Origin of the sequence: Streptomyces antarcticus, assembly GCF_026627255.1 — a bacterium.
In the GTDB taxonomy this organism is placed as follows: domain Bacteria; phylum Actinomycetota; class Actinomycetes; order Streptomycetales; family Streptomycetaceae; genus Streptomyces; species Streptomyces antarcticus.
On the sequence record NZ_JAPNLM010000005.1, the window covers coordinates 172,926 to 190,826 of the forward strand.

Genomic DNA, 17,901 nt, shown 5'->3' on the forward strand with positions numbered 1-17,901 from the left:
GCAGGACCAGGGAAAGGCCCAACGAACGATGATGGACGCCGACTCGGACCGGACCACTGCCGCCGGAACACCCGTCACCGGTGGACAATCCGGAATCTGGCTCGCTCAGCGGATCGAGCCGGACAGTTCGGCCTTCAACGTCTCGTTCACCCTGGAACTGCGCGGTGACGTCGACCTCGACCGCCTGACCGCCGCCGTGCGGCAGGTGGTCGAGGAGGCGGACTGCCTCCACGTCGTCTTCGGGACGACCGGGGACGGCAGCCCCCGCCAGTTCCCCCGCCGCATGCCCGTCGACGTGCCCGTCGTCGACCTGCGCGCCGAAGCCCACCCCGAGGACGCCGCCTGGGAATGGATGGGCGCCCACCGGGCCCGTCCCCTGTCGCTCGCGGACGGCCCGCTGTTCTCGTACACCCTGCTCCGGCTCGCCGACGACCGGGTGCTCTGGTACCAGTGCTACCACCACCTCGTCATCGACGGCCTGAGCATCGGCCTCCTCTCCCGCCGGGCCGGCGAGATCTACACCGGTACTCGCGAGACCGCCCCCGTGGCCTGGGACGTGACCCGGCTCGCCGCCTCCGAAGAGGCCTACCGCGCCTCCGAGGCGTACGCCGAGGACCGCGCGTACTGGCTGGAGCGCTTCGCCGACCGGCCGCAGCCGGTCCGCCTGGTCGAGCCCGGCCAGAAGATCATCACGCGCCGCTACCGGCGCACCACCGAACTCTCCGTGGCCGGCACCGACCGGCTCAAGGCCGCCGCCCAGGCGTCCGGGGTCCGGCTGTCCGCCCTGCTGGTCTCCGCCGTGGCCGCGTACGTCCACCGCACCACCGGCGAACAGGACCTGGTGCTGGGCCTGCCCGTCACCACCCGCCGCGACCGCGCCATCCTCGGCGTCCCCGGCATGGTCTCCAACATCGTGCCGCTGCGGCTGACCGTACGCCCCGGCACGACCGTCGCCGGGCTGCTCGCCCAGACCTCCGCGCGGATCGCCGAGGCCGTCACCCACGGCCGGTACCGCGCCGAGGACCTCGCCAAGGAACTCGGCCTGGTCGAGGGCGTGTCCGAGCTCGTCGGCCCCACCGTCAACATCCTGCCCGGCACCGACTGGCTGCGTTTCCGCGACCACCAGTCCGACCTGCGCCCCCAGTGGCTCGGCGCGGTCAGCGACCTGGCCGTCAGCGTCGGCGAATCCGTACGCGGCGCCGTCCGCGTCCTCTTCGACGCCGACGCCGACCAGTGCACCGAGGACGGCCTCGTCGCCCACCAGGAGCGCTTCGGCATCCTCCTCGACGCCTTCGCCGAGGACCCCGACCGGCTCATAGGCCGGCTCGAACTCACCACCGCCGCCGAACGCGAGCGGCTGCTGGTGGACTTCGGCACCTCCCCGAGCGATTCCCCCGAACTGTCCTGGCCGGCCGCCTTCGAGGCGCAGGTGAGCCGCGCCCCCGGGGCCGTCGCCCTGGCCTGCGAGGACACCGAGCTGACCTACGCGCAGCTCGACGCCGCCGCCAACCGGCTCGCCCGCCTCCTTGCCGCCCGCGGCGTGGGCGCCGAGGACGTCGTCGGCGTGGCCCTGCCCCGCTCGCCCGAACTCGTCACCGCCCTGCTCGCCGTGATGAAGACCGGCGCCGCCTACCTGCCGCTTGACTCCGACCACCCGCAGGACCGCCTCGCGTACATGCTCCAGGACGCCGGCGCCCGCACCGTCGTCACCGCCCGGGAGCAGGCCGAGGGCCTGCCCGCGCTCCCCGGCCTGGAGCAGCTCCGGCTCGACGACCCGCGGACCGCCGCCGCCCTCGCCGCGCAGGACCCGGCCGCCCTCGGCCTGGACATCCCGCTCGACCGGGCCGCGTACGTCATCTACACCTCCGGCTCCACCGGCCGCCCCAAGGGCGTCGTCGTCCCCCACGACGGCATCGGCAGCCTGATCGCCACCGCCACCGAGCGGATAGGCATCGGCCCGGACAGCCGGGTCGTCCAGTTCGCCTCCGTCGGCTTCGACGTGACGGTGTGGGACCTGGTCATGTCGCTGTGCGTCGGCGGCCGGATCATCGTCGTCCCCACCGAGCGCCGCGTCGCGGGCCCCGCCCTCACCGACTACATCGCGGCGCACCGCGCCACCCACATGATCCTGCCGCCCTCGCTGGTGTCGGCGCTCCCGCAGGACTGCGAACTGCCCGAGGGCTGCGTGCTCGTCGTCGGCACCGAAGCCGTCCCGAGCGAGCTGATCGCCCGCTGGTCGCACCGCCTTCGGATCGTCGTCGCCTACGGCCTCACCGAGGCGAGCGTCAACTCCACCCTCTGGCTCGGCCGCCCCGACTGGCAGGGGCCCGTCCCGATCGGCGAGCCCGACCCCAACACCCGCGCCTACGTGCTGGACTCCGCGCTGCGGCCCGTCCCCGTCGGCGTCGAGGGCGAGCTGTACGTCGCCGGCCGCGGCCTGGCCCGCGGCTACCTCGGCCGCTTCGGCCTGACCTCCGAGCGCTTCGTCGCCGACCCGTTCGGCGAGCCCGGCACCCGCATGTACCGCACCGGCGACCGGGTCCGCTGGACCGCCGGGGGCAACCTCGACTTCCTCGGCCGCGCCGACGGCCAGATCAAGATCCGCGGCCACCGCATCGAACCGGGCGAGATCGAGAGCGCGTTCATGGCCTGCGCGGGCATCGCCCAGGCCGCCGTCCTCGTCCGCGAGGACCAGCGCGCCGCCAAGCGGCTCGTCGCCTACCTCGTCGCCGACGCCTCCCTGGACACCGCCGGAGCCGACGCCGCTGTCACCGCCGCCCGCGCGGAGGCCGACCAGGACCTGCCCGACTACATGGTGCCCTCGGCCGTCGTCCGGATGGACGGCCCGCTGCCACTCACCCCCAACGGCAAGCTCGACGCCCGCGCCCTGCCCGACCCGCGGTGGACCGCCATGACCGGCGACGCGGCCCCCACCACCCCCGCCGAGACCACCCTCGCCACGCTCTTCGCCGAGGTTCTCGGCCTGCCGTCGGTCGGCGTCCACGACAGCTTCTTCGAGCTCGGCGGCGACAGCATCGTCGCCATCCAGCTCGTCACCCGCGCCCGGGCCGCCGGCCTCGCGATCAGCCCCCGCGAGGTGTTCCGGCTCCGTACCGTCGCCGCCCTCGCCCTCGCCGCCGGGGACGCCCCGGACGTGCCACGGGCCGCCGAGCCGCTGCCCGAGCCGTTCACCCTCGTCCCGCTCACCGACGGAGACCGCGCAGAGTTCGCCGAGGGCATCGGCGACCTGCTGGACGTGGTCCCGGCCACCCCGCTCCAGGAAGGGTTCTACTTCCACGCGGCCATGGACCGGGGCGGCGCCGACGGCTACGCCGTCCAGGACGCCGTCCAACTCGGCGGAGACGTCGACCCCGAGGCCCTCCGGGCCGCCGTGCAGCGCCTCCTCGACCGCCACCCGCTGCTGCGCGCCGCCTTCCGCCAGCACCCCGACGGCCCCGTCGTCCAGGTCATCGGCGCCGACGTCGCCCTGCCCTGGCGGTTCACCGACCTGACCGGCCAGGACCCGGCCCGGCAGGCGGCCGCCGTCGAAGAGACCGCCGCCGCCGAACGCGGCCGCGGCTTCGACCTCGGCGCCCCGCCGCTGCTGCGCGCGGCCCTGCTCCGGCTCGACGCGCAGCGCTCCGTACTGCTCCTGACGATGCACCACATCATCGTCGACGGCTGGTCCGTCTCCCTCGTCATGCGGGAACTGCTCGACGGCTACCGCCCCGGCGCCCCCGCCACCGCGACCGCGGCGGACCCCGTCTACCGGGCGTACACCGGCTGGCTGGGCGGCCTCGACCGGGACCTGGCCCGCGCCGCCTGGCGCGACGCCCTGGCCGGCCTCGACGCGACCGACGGCCTCCCCTTCCGCGCCGGCGAGACGCCGGGCGCCGCCTCCGGCCGGGTCACCGTCGAGCTGTCCGCAGAGCGGACGGCCGCGCTCACCGCCGGGACCCGCCGCCTCGGACTGACCCTCGCCGCCGTCGTGCAGGGCGCGTTCGGCCTCGTCCTCGGCGACGTCGTCGGCGCCCAGGACCTCGTCCTCGGCACCACGGTCTCCGGCCGCCAGGCCCCCGTACAGGACATCGAGACCCTCGTCGGCCTGCTCATCAACACCGTGCCCGCCCGGCTCGGCTGGCGCCCCGAGCAGAGCCTCGCCGAGGTCCTCACCGCCTTCCAGGACGGCCAGGCCGACCTGCTGGACCACCAGCACCTCGGGCTCGCCGAGATCCAGCGGGCCGTCGGCCGGGGCGACCTCTTCGACGCCCTCGTCGTCGTCGAGAACCTGCCCGAGGCCGGCGACGCCGCCGACCCGCGGGGCCTCATCCAGATCCTCGGATCCGAGATCCGCGACGCGGTGCACTACCCGCTCGCCCTCACCGTGCTGCCCGGCACGGCGCTGCGGCTCCAGCTCGACCACGACCCGGCCCGCCTGGACGCCCGCGCCGCCGCCCGCTTCGCCGACCGGCTGCTCGCCGTGCTGGAACAGGTCACCGCCGACCCGCACCTGCCGGTCGGCCGGCTCGCCGCGCAGTCCGCGGACGAGCGGCGGACCATCCTCGCCGCCCTCGCCGGAGCCGAGCGGCAGCGGCCCGCGGACACCGTGCACGGCGCCTTCGCCGCGCAGGCGCGCCGTACCCCCGACGCCGTCGCGCTGGTCCACGAGGACGGCCACACCTCGTACGCCGAACTCGACGCGCGCGCCGAGGCGCTCGCGCACCGGCTGGCCGCCCGCGGCGTCGCCGCCGAATCCGTGGTCGCCGTCGCCGTGCCCCGGTCCGCCGAGACCCTCGTCGCCCTGCTGGGCGTCATGAAGGCCGGCGCCGCCTACCTGCCCGTCGACGTCGACTACCCGGCCGACCGGGTCCGCCACATGCTCACCGACTCCGGCGCCCGCACCGTCGTCACCACCGAGCGGTCCCTGGCGAAGCTGCCCACCCTCGACGGGGTCGCCCCCGTCCTCCTCGACGGCCCCGAGGCGGCCGCTGCCGCCCCCGCGACGGGCGCGCTCGCCCCCGGCGACCCCGACGGCGCCGCGTACGTGATGTACACCTCCGGCTCCACCGGCCTGCCCAAGGGCGTGGTCGTCCCGCACCGGGCCGTCGTCGGCCAGCTGGCCTGGACCGCCGAGGAGTTCGGCTTCGGTCCCGGCGAGCGGGTGCTGCACCAGTACTCGACCAGCTTCGACCCCTCCGTCCAGGAGATCTTCGTCCCCCTGCTCACCGGCGGCACCGTGGTCGTCGCCCGGCCCGACGGGCACCGCGACCCCGCCTACCTCGCCGGGCTGATCCGCTCCGAGCGGGTCACCAACGTCGACCTCGTGCCGTCCCTGTACACCGCCCTGCTCGCCGAGGACGCGGACGGCGCCCCCTGGTGGGCGAGCCTGCGCCGCGCCTTCAGCGGCGGCGAGGCGCTGCCCGTCCCGCTGGCCCGGCGCTGGCAGGACCGCACCGGCGTCCCCCTGTACAACGTGTACGGGCCCACCGAGGCGGTCATCCAGGTCACCAGCTGGCGGGCGGGCGGCGAGAGCGCCACAGCGGCCACCGTGCCCATCGGCCGGCCCGTGTGGAACACCCGGCTGCACGTCCTCGACCGGTACCTGCGCCCGGTGGCCCCGGGCGAACCGGGCGAGCTCTACCTCGCGGGCGACCAGCTCGCCCGCGGCTACCACGGACGCACCGCGCTCACCGCGGAACGCTTCGTCGCCGATCCGTTCGGCACTCCGGGCGCGCGGATGTACCGCACCGGAGACATGGTCCAGTTCAGCGCGGACGGAGTGCTCACCTACCTCGGGCGCACCGACCACCAGGTCAAGATCAGGGGAAACCGAGTGGAACTCGGGGAAATCGAAGCCCGCCTGCGGGACGAGCGGAACGTCGCCGACGCGGTGGTCGTCGCCCGCGACGACGAGCGCGGCGTCAAGCAGCTGGTCGCCTACCTGGTCCCGGCCGGGGGCGGCCCGGCCGACGCGTTCGACACCGAGGCCGTACGGACCGCCCTGACGGGCGCGCTGCCCGCCCCCATGGTGCCGAGCCACTTCGTCGCCCTCGATGCGCTGCCGCTCACCCCCGGCGGGAAGACCGACCTGAAGGCCCTGCCCGCCCCGGCGGTCCGACGCAAGACCGGCCGCGGCTCCTCGCGGGAGGGACGCGAGCAGGAGCTCTGCACGATCTTCGCCGAGGTGCTCGGCCTCGACGCGGTCGACGCCGACGAGGACTTCTTCATGCTCGGCGGCGACAGCATCCTCTCCATGTCCGTCTCCAGCCGCGCCCGCAAGGCCGGCCTGTCGGTCAGCCCCCGCGAGGTCTTCGAGCACCGCACCCCGGCCGCCCTCGCCGCCGCCACCGGCGGCGCGGACGCCGCCGCTCCCGCCGCCGACACCGACGGCGTCGGCGACCTCACCCTGCTGCCGATCGTCCACCAGCTCCGCGAGGACGGCGGCCCCATCGGCCGGTTCAACCTGTCGATGCTGCTCCAGGCACCCGCGGACGCCGACGCCGGCCGGCTGACCCGCGTCCTGCAAGCCGTACTGGACCACCACGACGGCCTGCGGACGTCCCTGACCCGCATGGACCTCGGCCCCGCCATCCCGGCCCTCTGGTCCGCCGCCACCACCCCGGCCGGCAGCGTCGACGCCGCCGCCGTACTGCGCCGCGCCGACGCCGCCGGACTGGACGACACCGCCCTGCGCGCCCTGATCGCCCGCGAGTCGGACGCGGCCGCCGGGCGCCTGGACCCCGACACCGGCGTGATGCTCCAGGCCGTCTGGTTCGACGCGGGCACCGGCGCGCCCGGACGGCTGCTGCTCGTCGTCCACCACCTGGTCGTGGACGGCGTGTCCTGGCGCGTCCTGCTCGGCGACCTCGCCGCCGCCTGGGACGCCGAGGCCGCCGGGCAGCGCCCCGAACTGGAGCCCGTACCGACCTCGCTGCGCCGCTTCGCCCGGGAGATCGCCGAACAGGCCACCTCCCCGCAGCGGCAGGCCGAACTCCCGTACTGGGCCAAGACCCTGGCCCCCGGCGCCGAGCTGGTCCCCGGCGCCGACCGGACCGGCACCACCGGATCCGCCCGCGACCACACCGTCACCCTCACCACCGAGGAGACCCGCGCCCTGCTGACGGCCGTCCCCGCCAGCGCGGGCGCCGACGTCACCGAGGTGCTCCTCGCCGCCCTGCGCCTGGCGGTGTCCCGCTGGCAGTCCGGCCGCGGCGGCGACGCGGCGGGCGACCTGCTCGTCGACCTCGAACGCCACGGCCGCGACGGCACCGCCCTGGACCTGTCCCGCACCGTGGGCTGGTTCACCGCCCTGCACCCGGTCCGGCTGCCCGCCGCCGACGGCGCCCTCGACACCCTCAAGGCCGTGAAGGAAGCCGTCCGTTCGGCCCCCGACTCCGGCGCCGGATACGGCATGCTGCGCTACCTCAACCCGCAGCTCGCCCCCGTCTTCGCCCAGCTGTCCACCGCCCAGGTGCTGTTCAACTACTTCGGCCGGCTCCCCGCCGACCAGGCCGTCGACTGGGCGCCCGCCGCCGAGTCCGACGCCCTCTCCGTGGAAGCGGACGCCGGCCTCGCCATGCCGTACCCGCTCCAGGTCAACGCGGTCTGCGCGGACACCCCGAACGGCCCCGAACTGCGGGCCACCTGGACCTGGCCGGCGGACCGGACCCTCGGCGACGAGGATGTCCGCGCCCTCGGCCTGGCCTGGGCCGAAGCCCTGCGGGAACTCATCGCCCAGGCCGCCGGATCCGGCTCCGCCACCGGCGCCCTGACCCCCTCCGACCTGCCCCTGGTCCGGCTCACCCAGGGCGAGATCGACCGGGTCCAGCAGACCAGCCCGGTCCCCGTCGCCGACATCTGGCCGCTGTCCCCGCTCCAGGAGGGCATCCACTTCCACGCCAGCTACGACACCGACGGCCTGGACGTCTACACCGCCCAGGACTGCTTCGACTTCGGCCACCGCCTGGACCTGGACCGGCTGCGCACCGCCTGCGCCGCCCTGCTCGCCCGCCACCCCGGCCTGCGCGCCGGCATCACCTCCGAAGGGCTGCCCGCGCCCGTACAGTTCGTCGGCCCGGCCGGCGAGGTCCCCGTACCGCTCACCGAGACCGACCTGACCGGCCTCACCGAGGAGCGGCGGCAGACCCGCCTCACCGAGATCGCCGACGCCGACCGGCTGCGCCGTTTCGACCTGGCCGCGCCCCCGCTGTTCCGGCTCCAGCTCATCCGGCTCACCGAGAACACCGACCGCCTGATGCTCAGCCACCACCTGGTGGCCTGGGACGGCTGGTCCCAGTCCCTGTTCCTCGACGAACTGCTGGCCCTCTACGCGGCGTCCGGCGACGACACCGGCCTCGCCGCCCCCGGCAGCTACCGCGACTACCTGAGCTGGCTCGCCGGCCAGGACTTCGACGCGGCGCGCGCCACGTGGAGCACCGCGCTCGCCGGCCTGGAGGAGCCCACCCTCGTCGCCAAGGGCCGCGGCGGCGAGCCGACGATCCCGCGCCGCCACTCCCTCGACCTCGGCGCCGACCTCAGCGACCGGCTGCGCGGCTCCGCCCGCGCCCACGGCCTCACCATCAACGCCGTGCTGTCGGCGGCCTGGGCCCTGGTGCTGTCCGCCGCCGTCGGCCGCGGCGACGTCGTCTTCGGCGCGACCGTCGCCGGCCGCCCCGCCGAGGTGCGCGGCGCCGAATCGACCATCGGCATGTTCCTCAACACCGTCCCGCTGCGCGTCACCCTGCGCCCCGAGGAGACGGTCGCCGACCTGCTGCGGCGCGTCCAGGCCGAGCGCATGGCGCTGATGGACCACGAGTACCTGGGCCTCGCCGAACTCCAGCGGGCCGGCGGCCACCCCGTCCTCTTCGACACCCTCTACGTGCTCCAGAACTTCGCAGACGAGGGCGCCTTCCGCGAACTCACCGACCGCCACGGCATCACCGGAGTCGGCAGCGTCGACTCCACGCACTACCCGATGACCCTGATCGTCAACCCGGCCGAGCGCGTCCAGGTCAAGCTGGAGTACCGGCCCGACCTCGTCGACGACGACCAGGCCGCCGCCACCCTGAACCGCTACCGGACCCTGGTCGAGCGCCTCCTCGGCGACCTCACCGCCCCGGTCGGCACCCTGGACCTGCTGCTCCCCGACGAGCACGCCGAGCTGACCGCCGCCTGGGCCGCCAGCAACCAGCCCGTCCCCGACGAGACCGTCGCCGACATGCTCGCCGCGCAGGTCGCCCGCACCCCGGACGCCGCCGCCCTCGTCTTCGGCGACACCTCCCTCACGTACGCCGAACTCGACGCCCGAATCAACCGGCTGGCCCGGCTGCTGCTGGCCCGCGGCGCCGGCCCCGAGCGGACCGTGGCCCTGGCCCTGCCCCGCTCCATCGAGATGGTCGTCGCCCTGTTCGCGGTCCTGCGCACCGGGGCCGCCTACCTGCCGCTCGACCTGGACCACCCCGCCGACCGGCTGCGCCTGATGGTCGAGGACACCGGGCCGCTGTGCCTGCTCACCACCCTCGCGGTCGCCCCGACCCTGCACGGTGCCAGCGGCCCGCTCGCCCCCGAAGTCGCCCTCGACGACCCGGCCGTCGCCGCCGAGCTGGCCGGGCACCCCGGCGGCGAGGTCACCGACGCCGAGCGCCCCGCGTTCGCGCACTCGGTCGCGGGCCGCCTGGAACACCCCGCCTACGTCATCTACACCTCCGGCTCCACCGGCAAGCCCAAGGGCGTCGTCACCCCGTACCGCGGCCTGACGAACATGCAGCTCAACCACCAGGTGGAGGTGTTCGACCCGGCCATCGCCGCGGTCGGCGGACGCCGCCTGCGCATCGCGCACACCGTCTCCTTCGCCTTCGACATGTCGTGGGAGGAGCTGCTCTGGCTCGTCGAGGGCCACGAGGTCCACGTCTGTGACGAGGAACTGCGCCGCGACGCCGAGGCCCTGGTCGCCTACTGCGACGACCACCGCATCGACGTCGTCAACGTCACCCCCACCTACGCCCAGCTCCTCATCGAGGAAGGGCTCCTCGACCGGGACGAGAGCGCCGGCAAGCACCGGCCCGCGCTGGTCCTGCTCGGCGGCGAGGCCGTCTCCGACACCGTCTGGACCCGCCTCGCCGACACCGAGGACACCTACGGCTACAACCTGTACGGCCCCACCGAGTACACGATCAACACCCTCGGCGGCTCCACCGCCGACAGCCCGACCCCCACGGTCGGCCGCCCCATCCGCAACACCCGCGGCTACGTCCTCGACGCCATGCTGCGCCCCGTCCCGCCCGGCTGCCCCGGCGAGCTCTACATCGCCGGCACCGGCCTCGCCCGCGGCTACCACGACCGGCCCGGGCTCACCTCCGAGCGGTTCGTCGCCGACCCCTTCGGCGCCCCCGGCGAGCGCATGTACCGTACGGGCGACCTCGTACGCCAGCGTCCCGACGGCCTGATCGACTTCCTCGGCCGCACCGACGACCAGGTCAAGATCCGCGGCTACCGCATCGAGCTCGGTGAGATCTCCACCGCCCTGTCGGCCCACCCCGACGTGGCACACGCCGCCGTCGTCGTGAACGAGCAGGCCGCCGGCAAGCGCCTCGTCGGCTACGTGGTCCCCGAACAGACCGCCGAACGCGGCGGAGCCCTCGTCCAGAGCCTGCGCGACCACCTCAAGGCCACCCTGCCCGACTACATGGTCCCGGCCGCCCTGATGGCCGTGGACACCCTGCCGCTGACCGTCAACGGCAAGCTCGACACCCGGGCCCTGCCCGCCCCCGAGTTCGCCGGCGCCGGCCGGTCCCCGCGGACCCCGCGGGAGACGACCCTCTGCGCGCTGTTCGCCGAGGTCCTCGGCCTCGCGGAGGGCAGCGTCGGCATCGACGCCAACTTCTTCGAGCTCGGCGGACACTCGCTGCTCGCCACCCGGCTCATCGCCCGGGCCCGCACCGCGCTCTCCGCGGAGCTGGCGATCCGCGACCTCTTCGAGGCCCCGACCGTCGCCGAACTCGCCCTGCGCGCCGGCGGCTCGCAGAGCGACGCACGCCCCGCCCTCGTCGCCGGCGAGCGCCCGGACGAGCTGCCGCTGTCCCACGCCCAGCAGCGGCTGTGGGTCATCCAGCAGATCGAGGACACCTCCGCCGCCTACAACTTCCCGCTGGTCATGCGGCTGCGCGGGAACCTCGACACCGACGCCTGGAGGGCCGCCCTCGCCGACGTCACCGACCGCCACGAGGCCCTGCGCACCCTCTTCGCCGAGCGCGACGGCCGGGCGTACCAGCGGGTCCTGCCCGCCGGGCAGGCCCACCCGCCGGTCGAGCACCTGCGCGCCACCGAGGAGGAGGCCCGCGCCCTCGTCGACGCGGCCGTGGGCCGCCCCTTCGACCTCGCCGCCGAGCTGCCGCTGCGCGCCACCGTCATCGAGGTGGCGCCCGAAGAGCACGTCGTCGTGATCCTCCTGCACCACATCACCACCGACGAGTGGTCCGACCGCCCCTTCCTCGGCGACCTGGCCGCCGCCTACGCCGCCCGCCGCTCCGGCAGCGCCCCCGCCTGGGAGCCGCTCCCGGTCCAGTACGCCGACTACGCGCTCTGGCAGCAGAAGCTGCTCGGCGACCCCGCCGACGCCCAGAGCCTCGCCGCCCGCCAGCTCGACCACTGGCACCGCACCCTGGACGGCGCCCCCGAGGAACTGGAACTGCCGACCGACCGGCCGCGTCCGGCCCGCCCCGCCTTCACCGGCGCGGAACTCGACGTCGCGTTCGACGGCGCCGCCTACCAGGGCCTGAAGCGGCTCGCCAAGGACAACGGCGTCAGCATGTTCATGGTGGTCCACGCGGCCGTCGCGACCCTGCTGCACCGCCTCGGCGCCGGCACCGACATCCCGCTCGGCTCGCCCATCGCCGGCCGCGGCGACGAGGCCCTCGACGACCTCGTCGGCTTCTTCGTCAACACCCTGGTGCTGCGCACCGACCTCAGCGGCGACCCCACCTTCACCGAGCTGCTCGGCCGGGTCCGCGACACCGACCTGGCCGCCTTCTCGCACGCCGACGTCCCCTTCGAGTCCGTCGTGGAGAAGCTCAACCCCACCCGCTCACTGGCCCGCAACCCGCTGTTCCAGGTGATGGTCGGCTACCACGCCCGCACCGACGGCGAACTGGACCTGGCCGGCCTGGGCGTGGAGTACGTACCGTTCCGCATCCGCTCCGCCAAGTTCGACCTGGTGTTCAGCTTCACCGAGGAGACCGCCGCCGACGGCGACGGCGGATCCCTGGGATGCCGCCTGGAGTTCGCCACCGAACTCTTCGACCAGGAGACCGCCGAGCTGATCGGCGAGCGCCTCGCGGCCCTCACCGGCGCCCTCGCAGCCGCCCCCGACCGGCCCGTGTCCGCCGCCCCGCTCCTGGTGGGCGACGAGCGGACGCTGGTCCTGGAGGGCTTCAACGGAGCCCCGCGCGAGGTCGACGAGCTGTCCCTGCCCGCCCTGTTCGCCCGGCACGTCACCGAGCGCCCCGGCGCGGTCGCCGTCGTCGACCGCGACACCCGCCTCGACTATGCCGCGCTGGACGCCCGGTCCAACCGGATCGCCCACCTGCTGGCCGCCCACGGCGTCGGCACGGAGAGCGTGGTCGGCGTGGCCGTACCCCGCTCCGCGGACATGATCGCCACCGTGCTCGCCGCCCTGAAGCTCGGCGCGGCCTTCCTGCCGCTCGACCTGGTCCACCCCGCGGACCGGCTCAGCTACATGATCGAGGACTCCCGGGCGACCCTGGTCGTCGGCACCGAGCCCGTGGCCGGGAAGATCCCCGCCACCGGCGTCCCGGTCCTGCTCCTCGACGAGCACGCCACCGCCGACGCCCTGGCGCGGCAGCCCGAAACCGCCGTGCCCGCCCCGCGGGTGGCCCTGGACCAGGCCGCGTACGTCATCTACACCTCCGGCTCCACCGGCCGCCCCAAGGGCGTCGTCGTCCCCCACGAGGGCATGGCCAGCCTGGTCGCCACCGCGGTCGACCGGATGGGCCTGGAAAGCGACAGCAGCGTCCTGCAGTTCGCCTCCATCGGCTTCGACGTGTTCGTCTTCGAGGTCGCGATGGCGCTCTGCCACGGCGGCCGCCTCGTCCTCATCACCGACGAGGCCCGGGTGGCCGGACCGGCCCTCACGGACTTCCTGGCCGACCACGCGATCAGCCACATGATCCTGCCGCCGTCCCTCGTCTCCGCGCTGCCCGCCGGCTGCGTCCTGCCCGAGGGGTCGACCGTCCTGGTCGGCACCGAGACCGTGCCGCCGGACCTCTTCGAGCGGTTCGGCGACCACGCGAACCTGATCTGCGCCTACGGACTGACCGAGGCCACCGTCAACTCCACCCTGTGGGAGTCCCGGGACGCGCGGCTGCGCCCCGGCGCGCGCGTGCCGATCGGCATCCCGGACCCCAACACCACCGCCTACGTCCTGGACGACCGGCTCCAGCCCGTCCCGCCCGGCGTCGTCGGCGAGCTGTACGTGTCCGGCCGCGGCCTGGCCCGCGGCTACCTCGGCCGGTTCGGGCTGACCGCCGAGCGGTTCGTCGCCGACCCGTTCGGCGCGCCCGGCAGCCGCATGTACCGCACCGGTGACCGGGCCCGCTGGCGCCGCGACGGCAACCTCGACTTCCTCGGCCGGGTCGACACCCAGGTCAAGATCCGCGGCTTCCGCATCGAACTCGGCGAGATCGAGGCGGCCCTCGCCGGACACCCCGGCGTCGGCCAGGCCACCGTCGTCCCGGACCGCGCGGGGGACATCGTCCGCCTGGTCGGGTACGTCGTCCCGGAGCACGGCGCGCTCGACCCGCAGGACGTGCGGGCGCACGTCGCCGGACAGCTGCCCGAGTACATGGTCCCCGCGCTCGTCGTCGTCCTCGACGGCCCGCTGCCGCTGACCCCGAACGGCAAGCTCGACCACAAGGCGCTGCCCGCACCCGACTGGTCCGGCATGTCCGGCGGGGCCCGGCCGGTCGGCGCCACCCAGGCGAAGCTCGCGGACCTCTTCGGCGAGATCCTCCAGCTCGACGAAGTCGGCGTCCACGACAACTTCTTCGCCCTCGGCGGCCACTCCATGGCCTCCATGCGCCTCCTGGGCCGCATCCGCTCCGAGTTCGGCGTCGAGCTGAGCATCCGCGACGTCTTCGACGCCCTGACCGTCGCCGGCCTCGCCGCCAAGCTCGACGGCGCGGCCGCCGCCCGCCCCGCCCTGCGTCCGGCCCCCGCCGACGAGGACGCCGCCCCGGCGCCCGTACAGCGCTGGCAGTGGTCGGCGTACCGGCGCTGGGACGGCTTCGACCACGGCCTGGTGCTCCGCTCGCCCGGAGCCCTGGACGCGGCCGCCCTGGCCGCCGCCCTCGACGACGTGGTGACCCGCCACGAGCCGCTGCGCACCCGCTTCACCGAGCGGGACGGCGCCGTTCACCGGCAGCCCGCCGGGCACCTGGTACTGCAGACGGAGACCTGCGCCGACCTCGACGCCCGGCTCGCCGAACTCGCCGCGCTCCACCCCGACCTGACCCGCGAGGCGCCCCTGCGCGCCACGCTGCTCACCGGCGCCTCGGGAGACCAGGCGCTGCTGCTCACCGCGCACTACCTCGCGGTGGACGAATGGTCCGTCGTCCCCCTGTTCCGCGACCTGACCGACGCCTACGAGTCCCGGGAGCGGGGCCGCGCCCCCGCCTGGGAGCCGCTGCCCGTCAGCTACCGCGACTACGCGGCCTGGGCGCGGGAGGTCCTCGGGGACCTCGCCGAGCCCACCAGCACCGGCGGCCGCCAGCTCGCCTGGTGGCAGCGGAACCTGGAGGGCGTCCCGCGGGAGCTGGCGCTCCCCGCCGACCGGCCGCGCCCGCAGGCCCCGGCCGTCCGCGGCCCGGGCGGCGACTACGTCTCCTTCGTCCTGGACGAGCGGCTCCACGCGGACGTGGACGCCCTCGCCCAGGCGACGGGCACCAGCATGTTCATGGTGCTGCACTCGGCCCTGTCGGCCCTGCTCACCGCCCACGGCGCGGGCACCGACCTGCCGATCGGCACGATGGTCGCCGGCCGCGGCGAGGAACAGCTCGCCGACCTCGTCGGCTGCTTCTTCAACACCGTGGTGCTGCGCACCGACACGGCGGGGGACCCCACCTTCGCCGAGCTGCTGGGCCGGGTGCGGGAGACCACGCTCAGCGCCCTGGACCGGCAGGACGTCCCGTTCGACGCCGTCGTCCGCGCCACCGCCCTGCCCGCCGGGGGACCGCAGGTCATGGTGATCCACCACGAACAGGCGGACCTCGGACAACTGGAGGGCGGCGTGGGATCCTTCCACGCGGTGCCGACCGGGTCGGCGAAGGCGGAGCTGACGCTCAGCTTCTACGAGCCGCGCGGCGACGGGCCGGTGCACTGCGAACTGATCCACGCCACCGACCTGCTCGGCCGGGCCAAGGCCCGTCGGCTGGCCGAAGAACTTCACCGGCTGCTGCGCCATGTGGTGGCCGAACCCGGACAGCCGCTCTCGGAGCTGTTCACCGTTATGTCCACGAGGAGTGAGAACGCATGACCACCAACCCGTTCGAGGACCCGCAGGGCCGCTTCCTGGTCCTGGCCAACGACGAGAACCAGCACTCCCTGTGGCCGTCCTTCGTCGACGCGCCGGCGGGCTGGCGGACCGTGTTCGGCGAGGACACCCGCGAGGCCTGCCTGACGTACATCGAGACGAACTGGACCGACCTGCGCCCCGCGAGCCTGGTCGCCCTGCAAAGCTGACCCGTTCCGGCAGCACGGACGCCGCCCCCGGCGAGGAGAACCCTCCTCGCCGGGGGCGGCGTCCGTGCGTTTCCCGTGCGTTTCCCGTGCGTCCCCGTGCGTCCCCGGCCGGACGCGGACGCACGGGAAACGCACGGGTGCGGCTTCGCGGCTTCGCCGGTACGCGAAAGCGCCGTGCGCCGTCCTGCGGCTCCGGCGGGTGCCGGGCGGGGGGACGGCACACGGCGCGGGCCGGGTGCGGGCGTACGGGCGGCGGTTCAGCCGGGCCGTGGGTTCTCGCGGCGGCTCAGTGCGGCGACGCGGCCGGCGGGGAGGCCTTCCGGGGCCCGGGCAGCGTCGCGTCACCCGGCTCCCGGCGGCTGGCGGACCAGGCTGCCCAGAGGTCGGCGTACCGCCCGCCCGCCGCGACGAGTTCGTCGTGCGTGCCGGTCTCCACGACCCGTCCCTGGTCGAGGACGACGATGCGGTCGGCGGTCGCGGCCTGCGGCAGCCGGTGGGCGACCATCAGACCGGTACGCCCCTCCAGGGCCCGCAGCGCGGCCGTTTCCAGCACGCGGGCGCCCGCGCTGCCGGCGTCGGCGGTGGCCTCGTCCAGGATCGCCACCGGCGGGTCGGCGAGGACGAGACGGGCCAGGGCCAGGTGCTGGGCCTGGGTCACCGTGAGCCGGTGCCCGCCCTCGCCGACCACCGTGTCCAGCCCTTCCGGGAGTGCCAGCGCCCAGTCCAGCGCGCCCACCCGGTCCAGTGCCGCGCGGAGTTCGTCCTCGGTGGCCTCCGGGCGGGCCAGCCGCATGTCCTCGCAGAGGGGTCCGGCGAACACGTGGACCTCCTGGCTGATCAGCGTCACCGCCTGCCGGATCCCGCCGGGGCCCAGCTCCCGGGTGTCCACGCCTCCGAGGCGGATCGAGCCGTCCGACGGGTCGTGGACGCCGGCGATCAGCTTCGCGAGGGTGGTCTTCCCGGCGCCGCTCGCGCCGACCAGCGCCACCCGCTCGCCGTCGCGCACCTCCAGGTCGACGTCGCGCAGGACCGCGTGCCCGGGGACGTACGCGTGGTTCAGGCCGCGGACCTCAACCGATCCGGCCATCCGTACGTCCCGTTCCCCGGCCTCCCGCTCGGCCGGCAGGCTCGACACGCCGACCAGGCGGGCCAGGCTCGCGCCGGCCGACTGTGCCTCGTCGATGAGGAAGAGCGCGGCGTTGACGGGGTTGAAGAGGCTGTGGAAGTAGAGCGCGGCCGCGGTCGCCGTGCCGATGCTCACCGAACCGTTGTCGACGAGGAAGAACCCCGTCAGCAGGACCGCCGCCAGGCCGATGAACTCGGCGAGGTTGAGCCGCGAGAAGAACCCGGACACGAGCCGGATGCCGCGCAGCGCGAGGTCGACGGCCTCCCGGGACCGCTGTTCGAGGAGCTGCGAGTGCCGGCCGCCCAGCCGGAACGCGCGGACGGTGCGCACGCCGCCGATGCTGTCGAGGAGCTGGTGCTGCAGGGCGCCCGTCGCCACGCGGTGCTCGGCGTACACCTTCGAGGCGCGGGGGATGTACCAGCGCACGGACAGGACGTGGACCGGCACGGCGAGCAGGACGGCTACCAGGAAGCGCCAGTCCAGGACCGCCAGCCCGACCAGCGTCAGCGCGATGGTGAGCAGGGCGCCCGCGAACTCGGGGAGGGCCTGACGCACCGCACGCGCGATGACGGTCACGTCCTGGGTGACCCGCGAGGTCAGGTCGCCGGAACCGGCCCGCTCGACGCGCTCGAGGGGAAGCCGCAGCGCCCGCGCGATGAACCGCTCGCGCAGGCTCGCGAGGATCGTCTCGCCGAGCCGGGCGACGAGGGAGCTGCCGATCGCGGTGGCGACGCCACGGGCCACCGCCACCACGAGGAGCAGGACCATCGGCACGGTCAGCGAGGCGGGGCCGCGCTGCTCGACGACCAGGTCGACGATGCGCCCGAGCAACGGAGCGGTCAGCAGACCGACGCCCGTCCCCAGGACCAGCACGGCCAGCGCGGTGACGGCCAGCAGGCGGTGACCGCGGAGCAGGGTGCCGAGGACCGCGACGGTCTGCGCCCCGGTGGCCGTGGGCAGCAGCTCGCGCTCCGGGGTGCTCGGTCCGTTCATCGTCCGTCCTTCGTTGTCCGCGTCTTCGG

Annotated in this window: 3 protein-coding genes; 2 read left to right on the forward strand and 1 reads right to left on the reverse strand. The window is 74.9% G+C overall.

The window, feature by feature from the left end:
* Nucleotides 1-28 precede the first annotated feature (28 nt).
* Together OTB16_RS10765 and OTB16_RS10770 are read left to right on the forward strand one after the other, a co-directional pair.
* Nucleotides 29-15,547: a non-ribosomal peptide synthetase gene (locus OTB16_RS10765; RefSeq protein WP_267719808.1), complete on the forward strand. Its 15,519-nt coding sequence runs from the start codon at nt 29-31 to the stop codon at nt 15,545-15,547.
* Nucleotides 15,544-15,753 (forward strand): MbtH family protein, encoded by a 210-nt coding sequence (locus OTB16_RS10770; RefSeq protein WP_267719809.1) that lies wholly within the window; start codon nt 15,544-15,546, stop codon nt 15,751-15,753. The genes OTB16_RS10765 and OTB16_RS10770 overlap by 4 nt, the downstream gene beginning before the upstream one ends.
* A gap of 286 nt (nt 15,754-16,039) precedes the next feature.
* Here the strand turns inward: OTB16_RS10770 and OTB16_RS10775 are convergent, their stop codons facing one another.
* Nucleotides 16,040-17,872, reverse strand: coding sequence for an ABC transporter ATP-binding protein (locus OTB16_RS10775; protein WP_267720014.1), 1,833 nt, complete (start codon nt 17,870-17,872; stop codon nt 16,040-16,042).
* Nucleotides 17,873-17,901 lie beyond the last annotated feature (29 nt).